This is a genomic window from Ralstonia sp. 1B3 (genome assembly GCF_036631435.1).
In genome coordinates this window covers 99,534-114,989 of the sequence record NZ_JAPNUG010000041.1, presented here as the reverse complement: position 1 = coordinate 114,989, position 15,456 = coordinate 99,534, and the positions used below count along the sequence as shown (strand labels likewise).

The following is a 15,456-nucleotide window of genomic DNA, read 5'->3' as shown; positions in this document are numbered from 1 at the left end:
TTGAAGCGCGCGGCGCCACGGCGGGTGCACTGCGTGCACGACCGGCGCGCCACTCCGAGCTTCACATCCCGCAAACGCTTGTCCGGACAAGCGAAACGCGCTTCCCGGCCCGGCTCATCTCTCCTCATTGGAACGCCCTGCGACACAAGGTTGCGCGCCATGGCACGCCGGCTGCTGAGGGTCTTCGCACGTGGCTTCCGAACACCTCACCACACAGGCCGCGACGATAAGAGGAGAAACGACATGCGCATCGCCATGGTCAGTGAACACGCATCGCCACTCGCCGACTTGGGCGGTGTCGACTGCGGCGGACAGAACGTCTACGTGCGCCATGTCGCGCGCCAGCTTGCACGGCTGGGCCATCGTGTCGATGTCTTCACGCGCCGCGAGCGCCGTGGGACCCGGAGATCGTGCCATTCGACAACGGATGCCGTGTCGTCCACGTGCCGGCCGGGCCGGCCGCCGTGCTGCCCAAGGAAGCCCTGCTGCCGCACATGCATGCCTTTGGCCGCCACCTGTTGAACCACTGTGCGCGCGCCCAGGCCAGCGGCGAGGGTTACGACGTCATTCATGCCAACTTCTTCATGTCGGGCCTGGCATCGCTGGCGGCATCAACGCGGTTGCACCTGCCGCTGGTCATGACCTTTCACGCGCTGGGCCGCGTGCGCCGGCTGCACCAGGGCAGCGCCGACGGCTTTCCCGATGCGCGCTTCGCGATCGAAGAGACGCTGGTGCAACGCGCCGACCGCGTCATCGCCGAATGCCCACAGGATCAGGCTGACCTGGAAACGCTGTACCGTGCGCGGCCCGAGCAGATCGACGTGGTGCCGTGCGGCTTTGACGCCGCGGAATTCGCCCCCATCGACCGCGCCGAAGCGCGACGCCGCCTGGGCGTGCCGGCCGATGCGTTTGTCGTGCTGCAGCTGGGCCGCATGGTGGCGCGCAAGGGCGTGGACAACGTCATCGAGGCCATCGGCAAGCTGCCGGCCGAAGCGCGCCAGCGCGTGCGCCTATACGTGGTGGGCGGCAATACCGTCGTGCCGGACGTGGCCGCCACGCCGGAACTCGGCCGCCTGCAGGCCATTGCCGAGCGCGCCGGTGTGAGCGCGCAGACCACCTTTGTCGGCAAGCGCGGCCGGGCCGATCTGCGCACCTGGTACAGCGCCTGCGATGTCTTCGTCAGCACGCCCTGGTACGAGCCGTTCGGCATCACGCCGGTGGAGGCCATGGCGTGCGGGCGCGCGGTGATCGGCGCAGACGTGGGCGGCATCCGCTCGACCGTGCGGCACGAGCGCACCGGTTTCCTCGTCCCGCCAAAAGACCCGCAAGCGCTGGCCGCACGCCTGCTGCAGCTGATCGAGCAGCCCGAGCTGTGCCGCGAGCTGGGGCAAGCCGGGCTGGTACGCGCCCGCATGCTCTACACGTGGCTGGGCGTGGCCGGCCAACTCGAGCGTGCCTACCTCAAGGCCATCGATACCCACGCCCGCGCGATGGGCCGCATGACCGATGCCGTGCCCAGCGCCAACGCTGCGGCGCTGGCGGGGCTCGCGGCCTGACCCGATTTTTCCACCCTTCCCTCATCACGCCGCCATGACCCAGACCGATTTGAACTCGACCCACAACACCACGCCCACTCTGCGCGACCAGGTCATCATCGTGACCGGCGCGGGGCGCAGGCTGGGCGCCGCCATCAGCCGCGTGCTCTCTGCCGAAGGTGCCACGGTGGTTGCCACCGACCACGATGCCGACACCGCTGACCGCACCGCCGCCGAGCTGATCGCCGAGGGCAGCCAGTCGCACGCCATTGCACTGGACGTGGGCGACGAAGCCGCCGTACGCAGCGCGCTGGATGAAGTGGTCGACCGCTTTGGCCGCGTGGATGCCGTCATCAACAACGCAGCCATCGATATCACGCTGCCCATTGACGAACTGAACGTCGAGGACTGGGACCGCGTGGTGCGCACCAACCTGCGCGGCCCGTTCCTGCTGGCCAAGCACGCCAGCGTGCTGATGCGCAAGCGCGCGAGCGGTGCCATCGTCAACATCGCCTCCACCGCATCGCGCCGCGCGTGGCCGAATGCGTCGGTCTACCACGCCACCAAGTGGGGGCTGCTGGGGCTGTCGCATGCGCTGCATGCCGAGCTTCGCCCGCACGGCATCAAGGTCTCTGCCGTGATTGCCGGCGGCATGCGCACGCCGTTCCTGCTGGACCGCTTTCCCGACATTGACGTGAACAACCTGCAGGACCCGGCCAACGTGGCCGCCGCCGTGCGCTTCGTGCTGCTGCAGCCGCCCGAGACGGTCATCCCGGAAGTGATGGTGCTGCCGATGCGGGAGACGTCATGGCCCTGATGCGCGGGCCGATGCGGCCGCAGCCGAGCCCGGCCATCTTTCTCGACAAGGACGGCACGTTGCTGGAAGACGTGCCCTACAACGTCGACCCGGCGCGCATGGTATTGGCACCCGGGGCGGGCGAGGGTCTGCGCATGCTGGCCGCCGCCGGCTTGCCGCTCATCGTGGTGAGCAATCAGCCCGGCGTGGCGCTGGGCTACTTTCCCGAGGATGCACTGGAAGGCGTGGCCCGGCGGCTCGGCGAGCTGTTTGCGCTGCACGGTGCCACGCTCAGCGGCTTCTACTTCTGCCCGCATGCGCCGGCAGACGACGGCAGCGTCAGCTGCACCTGCCGCAAACCGGCCGATGGCCTGTTGCGCCAAGCCGCGGCCGCACACGGCCTCATGCTGGAAGGCTCGTGGATGATCGGCGACATCCTCAACGATGTGGAGGCCGGCCAGCGCGCGGGCTGCCAGACGATCCTGATCGCCAATGGCAACGAAACGCTGTGGCAGCCGGGCCCATTGCGCGTACCGGACTACATCGTCGGGCGCTTTGACGAGGCGGCTGCCATCGTCATTGCCCAGCAGGCGCGGCACGCGCCCCGCGCGCAACACCTGAGGGCCGTCGCATGATCGCAGCCGGCATTCCCGAGCGCCGCGCCGTGTGGGCCAACGCGAGCCGCATCCTGTGTGCGGCCGGACAACCTGGGCGACGTGGTGATGACCACGCCGGCCTTTCATGCGCTGAAGGCCGACGAACACGCGCGCAGCGCGAGCCGTCATCTCACCTTGCTGACCTCGCGATCGGGCGCCACGGCGGCGCCGCACCTGTCCGACATCGACGACGTGATCGTCTGCGATGTGCCGTGGGCCAAGCACGCCAACGCGGCAGACGCCGAACAAACGCGCGCGCTGGTCGACACGCTGCGCGACGGCGCCTTCGACGCGGCGGTCATCTTTACCGTGCACACGCAGAATCCGTTGCCGGCCGCCATGCTGTGCTTTCTGGCGGGCATTCCGCTGCGCCTCGCGCACTGCCGCGAGAACCCATACGCGCTGCTGACCGACTGGATTGCCGACCCCGATGCGCGCATTGCCGCCACCGCACCCGGCGACGTGCGCCACGAGGTGCGCCGCCAGTTAGACCTCGTGCAGCACGTGACGGACGTGGCCGCATCTGCCGCATCGGCTGCGCTTCAACGTACGCGCGACGGACCGCGATGCTGTGCGCGCCAAGCTGGCCGAGCGGGGCATCACCACGGATGCACCGTGGATCGTGCTACATCCGGGTGCGACAGCGGCGTCGCGGCGCTATCCGCCCGATCGGTTCGCGCATATCGCTTGCACGCTGGCAAACCGCTATGGGTGTCCGGTGCTGGTGACCGGTGCGCCGGCTGAAGCGGAATTGGTGCAGCAGGTGTGCCTGCCCGGGCTGATTGCCGGGCAGCGCGTCATGAACCTGGCCGGGGTGCTCACGCTGGGTGAGCTGGCGGCGCTCATTGAAGGTGCGGCGCTGCTGGTGTCCAACAACAGCGGCCCGGTGCATCTGGCTGCGGCCACGCAGACGCCGGTGGTCGATCTCTACGCGCTGACCAATCCGCAGCACACGCCTTGGGCTGTTCCGCACGCGGTGCTCTCGCACCAGGTGCCGTGCCGCTATTGCTATCGAAGCGTGTGCCCGCTTGGCCATCAGGCCTGCCTGACCGGCGTGACGGAAGAGGAAGTGGTGGCCGCGGCGCACCCACTGTGGCAATCGTCGCGCGTCGCGCAGGCGTTATGGCCGGGCGCTGCCATGGCTGCGTCGTCTGCATCGAACGCGCCCACGCCGGTCGCCTGAGCGCCGCCCATGACTTGTATTGACTGAACCGATTGACGGAGCCCCCGCATGGAAGCCAAACCGCTCTACACCCTCGGCATCAACGCGGCGTATCACGACTCCTCCGCCACGCTGGTGCGTGACGGTGTGGTGATTGCCGCCGCTGAAGACGAACGCTTCACGCACGTCAAGCACGCCAAGCGGCCAGTGCCGTTTTCCACCTGGCAGTTGCCGTATCACGCCATCGATTACTGCCTGGCCGAAGCCGGTATCGACCTGGCACGCGTGGACCACGTCGCCTACTCCCTCGACCCGGCCCTGCTGACCGACCTGCAGGCGCAGACCCATATCGCGCTGCCGCTGCAGCCGTCGGCGCAGCTGGATCTGCCGCCCGGCGCCGCGCCGTGGGACCCATTGTTTCTGTCGTACGTGCTGAACGCCCCGCGCCAGCTGGCCGACGGCGCGCCGCATCATCTGCGGGCGCGCTTCGCCAACGTGAAGCACACCGGGCCGTTCCGCTGGTCGTTTGTGGAGCACCACCTGGCGCACGAGGCCAGTGCATTCCTGGCGGCGCCCTTCGACGACTGTGCCGTGCTCACGATGGACGGACGCGGCGAGCGTGCGACCACGTCCTACGGCCTCTTCCGCAACGGCGAATACACGCGCCTGCAGCAGGTGGACCTGCCCCACTCCCTCGGCCTGCTCTACGAAGAGGTGACGGACTACCTGGGTTTTCTGCGTTCGTCCGACGAATACAAGGTGATGGCGCTGGCGTCATACGGAGAGCCGCGCTATGTCGACGCATTCCACGAGATGGTGCGCGTTGACCCAGACGGCCGCTACACCGTGACACCGCTGCGGCTGGAAGAGCGCTTTGGCCCGCCGCGCCAGCGTGGCGGCCCGATGGAACCGCGCCACTTTGACATCGCCCGTTCGCTCCAGCAGGTGCTGGAAGAGACGGTGCTGACAATGAGCCAGTGGCTGCACCAGGCCACCGGCGCGCGCAACCTGGCCATGGCCGGCGGCGTGGCGCTCAACTGCGTGATGAACGCGCGCATCCGCGATCGCGGCCCGTTCGAAAACGTCTGGGTGCAGCCAGCGGCCGGCGATGCCGGCACGTCGCTTGGCGCCGCGCTGTGGACGGATTACCAGGCGCGCGGCAACAAGCAACGCCTGTGGAAGATGGACCACGCCTATCTCGGCCCGTCGTATGCCGATGAAGAGATCGAGCAGTTCCTGACGTGGTCGAAGCTGCCGTTCGAGCGTCTGGACAACATTGCCGAGCAGACCGCCGAGCTGCTGGCGCAGGGCCAGGTGATCGGCTGGTTCCAGGGCCGCATGGAGTTCGGCCCGCGCGCGCTCGGTGCGCGGTCCATCCTCGCTTCGCCCATCCCCGCCGACATGCAGGCGCGGCTGAACGAGATCAAGGACCGCGAGGACTTCCGCCCCGTCGCCCCGGTGGTGATGGAAGAGCGCGCCGCCGACTGGTTTGTCGGTGCACAGGTCGCGCCGTTCATGCTGTTCATCTTCGACGTGCGGGAAGACCGCGCCACGCAGATCCCGGCCGTGCGCCACGTCGACGGCACCGCGCGCGTGCAGACCGTCAACCGCCGCCAGCATCCGCTGTATTACGACCTGCTGGCGGCGTTCGAGCGTCGCACCGGTGTGCCGATCCTGGTCAACACGTCGTTCAACACGCGCGGCGAGCCCATGGTGTGCAGCCCGCGCGATGCGGTGGAATCGTTCTGGACATCGCCGCTCGATGCGCTGGTGATCGGGCCGTTCCTGCTGCGCAAGACGGCCAACCGTCCGGAGCAGTCGCAAACCCAGGAAGACGGTGCCGTGCGCAACGTTGATGGGCTGCGGCGCGTCCCAGGCCTGGCGGGGGTCGCATGAACCATCCGATGCCGTTTGACGTGTCGTCGGTGGCCCCCGTGCAAGGGGCGCCCGCCATGTCCGTCGTGATTGCCACATGGCGACGGCCGCAGATGCTGCAACGCTGCCTGGACGGGTTGCGGGCGCAGACGTTCGACGCGCACCGCCTGGAACTGGTCGTGGCAGACGACGGCCCGGACGACGCCACCCGCGCGGTCGTGGACGGCTTTGCCGCTGCGGCCCCCGGCTGGCGCGTGCAGTACGTGCCGGTGCGCGAAACGCAAGGCCCCGCCGCCGCACGCAACCGCGGCTGGCGCGCCGCCACCGGCGACATCATCGCCTTCACCGACGACGACACCATTCCGGCGCCCACGTGGCTGGCGGAAGGCTGGCGCATCATGACCACGGCCGAGGGCGTTGCCGGTGCTGAGAACGGCGGCCCGCCCGACGCCGCCACCGGTGCAGTCCGCATGCCGTTGCCCGAGCGTCCGACGGACTACGAGCGCGACGCCAGCGGCCTCACTCGCGCAGAATTCGTCACCGCCAATTGCTTCGTGCGGCGCGCGATGCTGGAGCGCGTCGGCGGCTTTGACGAGCGCTTCCGGCTGGCGTGGCGGGAGGATTCCGATCTGCAGTTCCGCATTCTCGATGCAGGCGGGCGCATCGTGCAGGCGCCGCGCGCCTTGATGCACCACCGTGCGGCCAGCGCCCTGGGGCGTGAGCGTGTCCCAGCAGCGCAAGGTGTTTTACGACGCGCTGCTCTACAAGAAGCACCCCCGGCTTTACCGCACGCGTATCCGGCCGGTGCCGCCGTGGCATTACTACGGCGTGGGGGCGGCCGTGGTGGTTGCAGTGGCCGCGCTGGCCGCGCATCTGCCGTGGGTGGCTGCTGCGGCCGCCGTGGTCTGGCTGGCGCTCACGCTGCGCTTCACCGCCATGCGGCTGCGCGGCACCGCACACACCGCGCGGCATGTGCTTGAAATGTTTTGGACATCCATTGCCATTCCGCCCCTGGCGCTGTACTGGCGCCTGCGCGGTGCATGGCATTTCCGGGTCTGGTTCCTATGACGCCCGCTGCTGAACTCCTGCGCGGCGCACGCCGCATCGCCGTCTTTCGCGCCTTGCAACTCGGCGACATGCTGTGTGCCGTGCCGGCCCTGCGCGCGCTGCGGGCCGCTGCACCCCAGGCGCACATCACGCTGGTGGGCCTGCCATGGGCGCGCCAGTTCCAACAGCGCTATGCCGATCTGCTGGACGACTTTGTCGCCTTTCCGGGCGGCGACGGCTTTCCGGAAGCCGGGCCGGCCGATGCAGAAGCGACACACGCGTTCTATGCCGGCATGCGGGCACGCTGCCTGGATGTCGCCATCCAGCTGCACGGCAGCGGGCCGCAATCGACGGAGGTGGTCCGCCAGTTTGGCGCGCACCATGTGTTCGGGTTTCAGCCCAGCGGGGCGATCGCGCGACAGGCCAACGCAGGGCTGCTCCCGTGGCCGACGCAGTTGCCCGAGGCGCAACGCCTGCTGGCGTTGCTCAATCACCTGGGGGCGCCGGCGGTGCCGGCCACACCGGACTTTCCGCTCCTGCGCGAAGACTATGCCGAGGCGCTTGCGCTCCTGCGCCATCAAGCCCTGGACCGCGACCGCCTTGTCTGCCTGCACCCGGGCGCGCGCATGCCCACGCGGCGCTGGTGGCCGGAGCGCTTTGCGGCAGTGGCCGACACGCTCATCGTCAGCGGGTTTCATGTGGTGATCACCGGTGCGGCATCGGAGGCGGCCCTCGCCGAAGAAGTCCGCAGCCGCATGCGCCAGCGTGCGGCCTCGGTGGTGGGGCAAACCTCGCTTGGCGGGCTCGCGGCACTGCTGCGGCTGTCGCGCCTGCTCATCTGCAACGACACCGGCGTGTCGCACGTGGCGGCGGCGGTGCGCGCGCCCAGCCTCGTCATTGCCTGCGGCAGCGACGTGGAACGCTGGGCGCCCGCTGACCGCACGCTGCACCGCGTGCTGGCCGTGCACCCGCCGTGCCGGCCGTGCATGCATTGGACGTGCCCGACCGGGCATGAATGCGCGCGCGATGTGACGGCGCGTCAGGTGCTGGACGCCGCGTATGCCGCGCTGTTCGACCCCGATGTCCACCTGCGCGCGTCTTACGCGCCCCAGGGTGCCGAGTCCCGAACCGCATCGCACACGATCGAGAATTCCACCTCATGACCCACCCCACGCGACAACGCCTGCGCATCCTGACGTGGCACGTGCACGGCAACTACCTGTACTACTTGTCGCAGGTGCCGCACGACTTCTATCTTGTGACGCGGCCGCCCGATGCCTCGGGCCGCGTGCCGCCCGGTTACGCGGGCAAGGTCGGCGCGCTGCCCTGGGGTGACAACGTGCACGAAGTCCCGTTCGACGCCGTTGCCGGGCAGCACTTCGATGCGGTGCTGTACCAATCGCGCGCGCATTGGGAAAACGATCGCCTCTCGGTGCTCAGCCCGGCGCAGCGGGCACTGCCGACGATCTATCTCGAACACGATCCGCCGCAGGAACACCCCACCAACACGCTGCACTGGGTGCAAGACCCGAACGTGCTGCTGGTGCATGTGACGCCGTTCAACGCGTTGATGTGGGACAGCGGCATCACGCCCACACGCGTGATCGAACACGGCGTGCACTTGCCCGTGCCGGCCACCTACACCGGCGAGCTGGAGCGCGGCATCGTGGTCGTGAATCATCTGCACAAGCGCGGGCGGCGGCTGGGTGCCGACGTGTTCCAGTCGCTGCGCCAGCACGTGCCGCTTGATCTGGTGGGCATGGGGGCGGAAGCCGCGGGCGGGATCGGCGAAGTCGGCAACCTCGACCTGCCCACCTTCTGCGCGCGCTACCGCTTCTTCTTCAACCCGATCCGCTACACCAGCCTGGGCCTGGCCGTGGTGGAAGCGATGACCATCGGCATGCCGATCGTCGGCCTGGCCACCACGGAGATGAGCACGGTCATTCGCAACGGCCACAACGGCTACGTCGACACCAGCCCCGATGCGCTGGCAGGCGTCATGCAGACGCTGCTGCGCGAGCCGGCCCTGGCCCGCCGCTGGGGCGACGCAGCACGCGAGACGGCCCGCACGCGTTTCGGCATCGACCGCTTCGTCGCCGATTGGTTGGACGCGTTTGCCACCGTCATGGAGAACAGGAAGGAGGCGGCATGAGACACCACGGAGACGCACACCACCCCAGCCATCCCGAGCCGCACCACCACTGGCGCGACCAGCGCCGCGTGCTGGTCACGGGCGGCGCGGGCTTCCTCGGCTCGCACCTGTGCGACCGCCTGCTGCGCGACGGGCACGATGTGCTGTGCGTCGACAACTTCTACACCGGCACCAAGCGCAACATCGCCCACCTGCTGGGCCACCCGCGCTTCGAGGTGCTGCGCCACGACGTAACCTTCCCGCTGTATGTGGAGGTGGACGATATCTACAACCTGGCCTGCCCGGCCTCACCGATCCATTACCAGCACGACCCGGTGCAGACCACCAAGACGAGCGTGCACGGTGCGATCAACATGCTGGGGCTGGCCAAGCGCGTGGGCGCGCGCATCCTGCAAGCCTCCACCAGCGAGGTGTACGGCGACCCGCATGAACATCCGCAAACCGAGCGCTACTGGGGCAACGTCAACCCGATCGGCGTGCGCTCGTGCTACGACGAAGGCAAGCGCTGCGCCGAGACCCTGTTCATGGACTACCGCCGCCAGCATGGCCTGGACGTCAAGGTCGCGCGCATCTTCAACACCTACGGCCCGCGCATGCACCCGAACGACGGGCGCGTTGTCTCCAACTTCATCATGCAGGCCCTGGCCGGCGACCCGATCACGCTCTACGGCGATGGCCGCCAGACGCGTGCCTTCTGCTACGTGGACGATCTCATCGACGCGCTGGTGCGCTTGATGAACACGCCGCCGGATTTTTCGGGACCGGTGAACGTGGGCAACCCGGTGGAGATGAGCATGCTCGATATCGCGCAGCAGATTGTGGCCTGCACGCGCTCGACGTCGGAACTCGTCTTCCACCCGCTGCCGCAGGACGACCCGACGCAGCGGTGCCCCGACATCACGCTGGCCCGCGAGGTGCTCGGATGGGAGCCGCGCACCGCGCTTGAAGTGGGGCTGGCGCGTACGGTCGAGTATTTCCGGCAGCAGTTTTTCTTGGCGCCGATGCCCGTGCCGGCCTGAGCTTCCGGCCGGCACGGCCACCGGGCTAGCCGATCGACAGTGTGGGGATGGCGCGGCGGCGCTGGCGGTCGGCGTCCATCTGCCGCCACAGCGCCACGGTGGTCGGCTGCACGGTATGCCGGCGCAGCAATGCGCGCGGCAGGCGCACCAGCGCGGCCGGCAACGCCTCGGCAAGCACGCCCTGTTCGGCCATCGCGCGGATGGCGCGGCCCGTGACGCGCCAGGCCAGGTCAAGCGGCAAGCGCAGCCACGCACTCAGCATCTCGTTGCGCGCCAGCAGTGCACGGCGCTGCTTCACATCACGCACCGGCGATGGGTTGTGGTGCGTGACCACCTCGCGGCAGTAGACGATGCGCCAGCCCGCGTCGACTAGGTCGAGCGCCAGCACGCTTTCTTCACCGCCGATAAACAGGTCGCGCCGGTAGCCGCCGGCCTCCGTAAAGGCACGCGTGCGCGCCACGCAAGCGCCGGCCATGAAGCCGAGCAGCGCGGGGCCAGGCAGTCCATCGGAAGGCAACGTGCTGGTGGCCATGGGCTCGCACGCTGTGTCGTCGCGGCGCGTGGGGCCGACCACCACGTGCGCCGCCACCACGCCCACCGACGGATACCGCTGCAGCACATCGACCGCACGTCCCACGGAGCCTGGCAGCCACGCGGTGTCGTCATCGCAGAAAGCCACGTAAGGCGTATCGATGCTGGCCACGCCGAAGTTGCGACCGGCCGCGCCGTAGTTGCGCGGCGCGCGCACGATGGCGACGTCAGGAAAGCGCGCAGCGATCTGGTCGGCGGTGCCGTCGGTGGAGCCGTTGTCCACCACCACGATCGGCCACGGTTCCTCCAGCGCCACCAACTTGCCCAGCGTCTCGAGGACGGTGGCTGCGCGGTTGTACGTCAGCACGACGATGGAACACGGTGCCTGCACCCTGCGGGCGTCATCCAACGGTTGCATGATCGGGTTCTCCTTGCTTGGGTTCCAGCAGCCAGAAACGTTCGGGCTGGTGCAGGTCTTCCACGCCGCCGGGGCCGAACGCGCGCAACTGGCTGGCGTAGCAGGCCACGGCGCGGCGCTTCTGGCGTCCATCGACCGCCGTGACAGGCGATACCGGCGTGGCGACGATGTCCTGCGCAGCCAGCGCGACGATGCGATCCTGCACGGCGCCGCGCCCACGCCGGTACAGCGCGTCCTCATAGCCGATCCAGAGCCGCTGCGGCAGCTTTCGCAGCAGCAGCAACGCCGCTTCGTGCACGAGGACGTGGTCGCTGTGGAACAGCCCCAGCGGCACGAACACCGCGTCTGCCGCGCGCCTTTCCACCAGCCGGTAGAGCGCTCGCTCCAGTTCGGCCACGGTGGGCGTCTGCCCGTACTGGCTGTCGCAAAAACCGAGGTGATGCACCGTGGCGCTGACCTGCGCGTGCGCCTGTGCATCTTCCAGCCGGCGCGCGGCCACTGCCTGGGTGGAATCGGTAAAGCCCGCCTCCTGGTCCCAGGTCGTTGAGACTGGAGTTTCAGGCGCCCCACCAAACACCGTGACCGTGCGGCTGCCGTGATGCGCCGCGAGCAACGCCCCGCACGAGAAGATCGCGTCGTCAAAGTGCGGCGAGATCACCAGCACCGGCCCGAGGCTGGCGACGCGATCGTGCAGCGCCCGGCTCATGCCCGTGAGGCGCGGGGCGTGCGAGCGCCGTCAGTGGCTTGGGGGTCCAGCTTGACCTTCATCCAGCCGGGCTCGCGCGTGTCGAAGGCGCGGTAGGCATCGAGCGCCGCCGCCATCGGCTCGCGCACGGACAACACGGTCGCCGGATCGATCGCGCCCGTGCGCACCAGTTCGACCAGCTTGGGCAGATAGCGCCGGTGGTTGCAGTTGCCCATGCGGATGGTGAGGTTCTTGTTCATCGCCATGCCGATCGGGAACGTCGTGTCGTTGGGCGGATACACGCCGATGATCGACAGCGTGCCCGCCTTGGCGAGGCCTTCGACAGCCCAGCGCAGCGCTTGCGAGGGCGCATCGCCGGCTTGCCACGGTGCGTTCTCGTTGGCGTCGGAAACGGCGCCCGTGCCGCGCGCTTGCGGCGTTGTGGCTTTGCGCTCGGCGGCAAACGCTTCGGCCGTCTTGTCGTCGGGGCGTGCCGGGCCGTGGTCGGCATGCTGGGCGTCCACGCCCACGGCATCGATGGCGCAATCCACGCCAATGCCACCGGTCAGCCGGCGCAACGCCTGCACCGGGTCTTCACGTTCGAAATCGATCACCTCGGCGCCTTGGGCGCGCGCCATGTCGAGCCGGTCCGCCAGGTGGTCCACCGCAAAGATGCGCCCAGCGCCCATCAGCTTGGCGGAGGCGATCACAAACTGCCCGACCGGCCCTGCGCCGAACACGGCAACGGTATGGCCCGGCTTGATGTTGGCCAGATCGGCGCCGAAGTAGCCGGTGGGAAAAATGTCCGACAGCAGAATGGCCTGGTCGTCCGACACCTCGTCGGGCAGCTTGACGAGGTTGACGTGCGCAAACGGTACACGCGCCTTTTCGGCCTGCAGGCCGTCGAAGCCGCCGGCTTCCTCCGGGCCGCCGTAGAACGACGTGCCGGCCAGATGCCCGTGCGGATTCGCCACATCACATTGCGCGGTATAGCCGGCACGGCAATATGCGCACGCGCCGCATGCAATGGTGGACGGAATCACCACCCGATCGCCGACCGACAAGTTACGCACGTCGTCGCCGAGTGCTTCCACCACGCCTACACCTTCGTGGCCGAGGATGCGCCCCTCCTTCACATCGGCCATGGTGCCGCGTACGAAGTGCAGATCCGTCCCGCAGATGGCGCTGGCCGTGAGGCGCACGATGGCGTCGGTGGGCTCGCGCAGTGTCGGCTCGGGCACGTCTTCCAGACGAATGTCGCCGATGCCGTGAAATACGACAGCTTTCATGATTGACCCCTGGTTGGTGAACAGGACACCGCACTTGTTGCGCGGTTTCGCCCAAGACACGCAACCCCGGTGCCTGCGTGGCAACCCGGCGGCCTGTCAGGACCCTCGCGCGGCCAGCACGAAGAACAGCAAGGTACTGGCGCACATGCTCAGCGTCGCCAGCCAGGCCGTGCCATGCAACAGCGGAGAACTGCGGAACGGCCCCATCACCGCCTTGCGGCGCGACATCAGCTGCAGCATCACCATGACAGGCGTGGCGGCCACGCCATTGAGCACCGCGGCCCAATACAGCAGCTTGAACGGCTCGATGGGCAGAAACACCATCACCGTGGCCGCCGCCATCACCAGCGTGAGGAACAGGTAGAACTTGGGCGCGCGGTGCACCTTCGCTTCAAGGCTGCTGTGCCACTTGAAGGCCTCCGCGGCGGCATAGGCAGCGGAGCCCGCCAGCACCGGCACCGCAAGCAGCCCCGTGCCGATCACGCCCACGGCAAACAACGTCTGCGCAAAGCGGCCAGCCACCGGTTTGAGCGCTTCGGCGGCCTGCGCACAGGTTTCGATTTTCGTGACGCCATGCGTGTGCAGCGCGTAAGCGGCCGTCAGCATGATGCAGAAGGCAATCAATGCCGACACCACCATCCCGACCGTCGTGTCGATGCGGATGCGAGCGAACTGGTCCTTCGCCTGCCACGGCGCCTTCTTGAGCGGCGCTTCGTCTTCAGCCAGGCGGGTTTCTTCCACCTCCCCTGCGGCCTGCCAGACAAACAGATACGGGCTGATGGTGGTGCCGAACACTGCGACGAGTGTCATTGCATAGTCTTTCGACCAATGCAGCTGCGGGACCACGGTGTCGTGCAGCGCATGCGCCCAGTCCACCTTCACGACAAATGCCGTGGCCACGTATGCCAGCAGCGACAGCGCAGTCCACTGCAGATAGCGCGCATAGCGGCGATACGGCATCCAGATTTGCAGCACGAGCGTGAACACGGCAAACAGGCACGCATACCAAGCGGTTGATCCACCCAGCAGCAGCCGCACGCTGTCGCCCATGGCCGCGATATCGGCCCCGACGTTGATGATGTTGGCAACGGTGACCAGCGCCACGAACGCATACGCCAGCCACGGCGAGTGGTGCTGCCGGATATTGGCCACCACGCCGCGGCCGGACACGCGCCCCAGGCGCGCACTGACGAGCTGGATGGAAATCATCAGCGGCAGCGTCAGCAGCAGCGTCCACAGCATGCCCGTGCCGACCTGCGCGCCGGCCTGCGCGTACGTGGCGATGCCGCTGGGGTCGTCGTCCGCCGCGCCGGTGATGAAGCCGGGCCCCAGCCGGCGGTACCACGGGGTGTCGTCTGCTGCCGGCACGCTGGGCTCAGCTGCGGTTATCGGTGGGCGGTGCGTCGGGTGCCTGGTCGCCAGGATCGTGCAGCTTGTCGCCTGTGATGCCCGGCGGCACCTCACCCTGCCGCATGCGGCGCAGCGTGTCGTGCTTGCTCTGCGGCTTGGGGCCGTGCTGCCGGTGCGACCGGCTTCCGCATTGGCCGGCCGATCGCCCGGCTTGCGGTGCGACTCTGCCTGCTCCCAGTCGGCCTGACGCTGTTCGGCGTCTCGGTTTTCCTTCTCTTGCTTGTCTCGCATGGTTGGCTCCGGTGTACGTGTGCAGGTGTGGAGAATCAGCGGCGCTTGCGGATCAGGCTGACCTGTCCGTTGCGCTCCAGGATGGCGGCTTCCACATCGTCCAGCGTGCGCGAGCCCAGCGTCTGGCGCACGCTTTCATGCAGGTCGCCCACGGTGATGAGCGCGGCATCCATCTGGCCTTGGTCGAAGCGCCCTTCCCGATAGATCTCGCGTTCGCGGCCGGCGATGAGCCGATCGAGCTTGGGCATCCGCACGCATGCCCAGCCGAGCAGACGGTGCACCGCCACCAGTACGAACGACGCCGACAGCGTCGCCACGAACGGCGACGCGCCGACGATCGCGCGGCTCAGCGTGGCGCCCAGCAACACCGCAACTACGAAATCGAACGGTGCACGCTGCCCGAACGAGCGGCGGCCCGACAGGCGCACCAACGCCAGCCCAATGGCAAACACCACCACCGCGCGCATCGCGGTTTGCAACGGATTGAGATCCTTGCCTTCGCCAAAGAGGAACAGCAGCGTGTCCATGGCGCCTCCCGTGGTGGATGTGAAGTGTTTTCCACCACGCCAGCAAGCGGCGTGCCGCGCGCATGCGCGCCAGACGGCACGCCACGCCGGGTTGAAACGCGATGGCATGCCGTGTGCTGAAAG

General features: G+C 68.3%; 12 protein-coding genes and 2 pseudogenes. 9 read left to right on the top strand and 5 right to left on the bottom strand.

Going from position 1 to position 15,456, the window contains the following annotated elements; all coding sequences use genetic code 11:
- Positions 1-243 precede the first annotated feature (243 nt).
- The 9 genes and pseudogenes from OWR21_RS12420 to OWR21_RS12380 all read left to right on the top strand — a co-directional run bounded on the left by OWR21_RS12420 (position 244) and on the right by OWR21_RS12380 (position 10,242).
- Positions 244-1,556: pseudogene (locus tag OWR21_RS12420) on the top strand (glycosyltransferase family 4 protein).
- A 34-nt stretch (positions 1,557-1,590) separates the two neighbouring features.
- Positions 1,591-2,352 (top strand): SDR family oxidoreductase, encoded by a 762-nt coding sequence (locus OWR21_RS12415; RefSeq protein WP_332395410.1) that lies wholly within the window; start codon positions 1,591-1,593, stop codon positions 2,350-2,352.
- Complete coding sequence (locus OWR21_RS12410) at positions 2,343-2,966, top strand: D-glycero-alpha-D-manno-heptose-1,7-bisphosphate 7-phosphatase (protein WP_332395409.1); 624 nt, start codon at positions 2,343-2,345, stop codon at positions 2,964-2,966. Before OWR21_RS12415 ends, OWR21_RS12410 begins: the two co-directional genes overlap by 10 nt.
- Positions 2,967-3,558: 592 nt before the next feature.
- Complete coding sequence (locus tag OWR21_RS12660) at positions 3,559-4,170, top strand: glycosyltransferase family 9 protein (RefSeq protein ID WP_442968628.1); 612 nt, start codon at positions 3,559-3,561, stop codon at positions 4,168-4,170.
- Between the two features lie 48 nt (positions 4,171-4,218).
- On the top strand, positions 4,219-6,045 hold the full coding sequence (locus OWR21_RS12400) for a carbamoyltransferase family protein (protein ID WP_332395408.1): 1,827 nt from the start codon (positions 4,219-4,221) through the stop codon (positions 6,043-6,045).
- Positions 6,042-7,092 (top strand): annotated as a pseudogene (locus tag OWR21_RS12395) (glycosyltransferase family 2 protein). The gene OWR21_RS12400 and the pseudogene OWR21_RS12395 overlap by 4 nt, the downstream one beginning before the upstream one ends.
- Positions 7,089-8,234 (top strand): glycosyltransferase family 9 protein, encoded by a 1,146-nt coding sequence (locus OWR21_RS12390; protein ID WP_332395407.1) that lies wholly within the window; start codon positions 7,089-7,091, stop codon positions 8,232-8,234. The pseudogene OWR21_RS12395 and the gene OWR21_RS12390 overlap by 4 nt, the downstream one beginning before the upstream one ends.
- A complete protein-coding gene (locus OWR21_RS12385) occupies positions 8,231-9,223 on the top strand; it encodes a glycosyltransferase (RefSeq protein WP_332395406.1) in 993 nt (330 codons plus the stop codon). Before OWR21_RS12390 ends, OWR21_RS12385 begins: the two co-directional genes overlap by 4 nt.
- The gene (locus OWR21_RS12380; protein ID WP_332395405.1) at positions 9,220-10,242 is read left to right on the top strand and encodes a UDP-glucuronic acid decarboxylase family protein; all 1,023 of its coding nucleotides are present in this window, start codon (positions 9,220-9,222) and stop codon (positions 10,240-10,242) included. The genes OWR21_RS12385 and OWR21_RS12380 overlap by 4 nt, the downstream gene beginning before the upstream one ends.
- A 25-nt stretch (positions 10,243-10,267) precedes the next feature.
- Here the strand turns inward: OWR21_RS12380 and OWR21_RS12375 are convergent, their stop codons facing one another.
- The 5 genes from OWR21_RS12375 to OWR21_RS12355 form a co-directional block, all read right to left on the bottom strand.
- A complete protein-coding gene (locus OWR21_RS12375) occupies positions 10,268-11,191 on the bottom strand; it encodes a glycosyltransferase family 2 protein (RefSeq protein WP_332395404.1) in 924 nt (307 codons plus the stop codon).
- Positions 11,175-11,897, bottom strand: a complete 723-nt coding sequence (locus tag OWR21_RS12370; RefSeq protein ID WP_332395403.1) for a PIG-L deacetylase family protein — start codon at positions 11,895-11,897, stop codon at positions 11,175-11,177. The genes OWR21_RS12375 and OWR21_RS12370 overlap by 17 nt, the downstream gene beginning before the upstream one ends.
- Entirely contained in the window at positions 11,894-13,165 is a 1,272-nt protein-coding gene (locus OWR21_RS12365; RefSeq protein WP_316890525.1) for a zinc-dependent alcohol dehydrogenase, read from the bottom strand. The genes OWR21_RS12370 and OWR21_RS12365 overlap by 4 nt, the downstream gene beginning before the upstream one ends.
- A gap of 96 nt (positions 13,166-13,261) precedes the next feature.
- Entirely contained in the window at positions 13,262-14,533 is a 1,272-nt protein-coding gene (locus OWR21_RS12360; RefSeq protein WP_332395402.1) for an Nramp family divalent metal transporter, read from the bottom strand.
- Positions 14,534-14,841: 308 nt separating this feature from the next.
- On the bottom strand, positions 14,842-15,333 hold the full coding sequence (locus OWR21_RS12355) for a DUF421 domain-containing protein (RefSeq protein WP_316874802.1): 492 nt from the start codon (positions 15,331-15,333) through the stop codon (positions 14,842-14,844).
- Positions 15,334-15,456 lie beyond the last annotated feature (123 nt).

Bases quoted from the DNA above. Each gene is read 5' to 3' on its own strand.
- OWR21_RS12365 (WP_316890525.1), bottom strand. From the start codon at position 13,165: ATGAAAGCTGTCGTATTTCACGGCATCGGCGACATTCGTCTGGAAGAC.
- OWR21_RS12355 (WP_316874802.1), bottom strand. From the start codon at position 15,333: ATGGACACGCTGCTGTTCCTCTTTGGCGAAGGCAAGGATCTCAATCCG.
- OWR21_RS12410 (WP_332395409.1), top strand. From the start codon at position 2,343: ATGGCCCTGATGCGCGGGCCGATGCGGCCGCAGCCGAGCCCGGCCATC.
- OWR21_RS12400 (WP_332395408.1), top strand. From the start codon at position 4,219: ATGGAAGCCAAACCGCTCTACACCCTCGGCATCAACGCGGCGTATCAC.
- OWR21_RS12375 (WP_332395404.1), bottom strand. From the start codon at position 11,191: ATGCAACCGTTGGATGACGCCCGCAGGGTGCAGGCACCGTGTTCCATC.
- OWR21_RS12385 (WP_332395406.1), top strand. From the start codon at position 8,231: ATGACCCACCCCACGCGACAACGCCTGCGCATCCTGACGTGGCACGTG.
- OWR21_RS12390 (WP_332395407.1), top strand. From the start codon at position 7,089: ATGACGCCCGCTGCTGAACTCCTGCGCGGCGCACGCCGCATCGCCGTC.
- OWR21_RS12370 (WP_332395403.1), bottom strand. From the start codon at position 11,897: ATGAGCCGGGCGCTGCACGATCGCGTCGCCAGCCTCGGGCCGGTGCTG.
- OWR21_RS12380 (WP_332395405.1), top strand. From the start codon at position 9,220: ATGAGACACCACGGAGACGCACACCACCCCAGCCATCCCGAGCCGCAC.
- OWR21_RS12415 (WP_332395410.1), top strand. From the start codon at position 1,591: ATGACCCAGACCGATTTGAACTCGACCCACAACACCACGCCCACTCTG.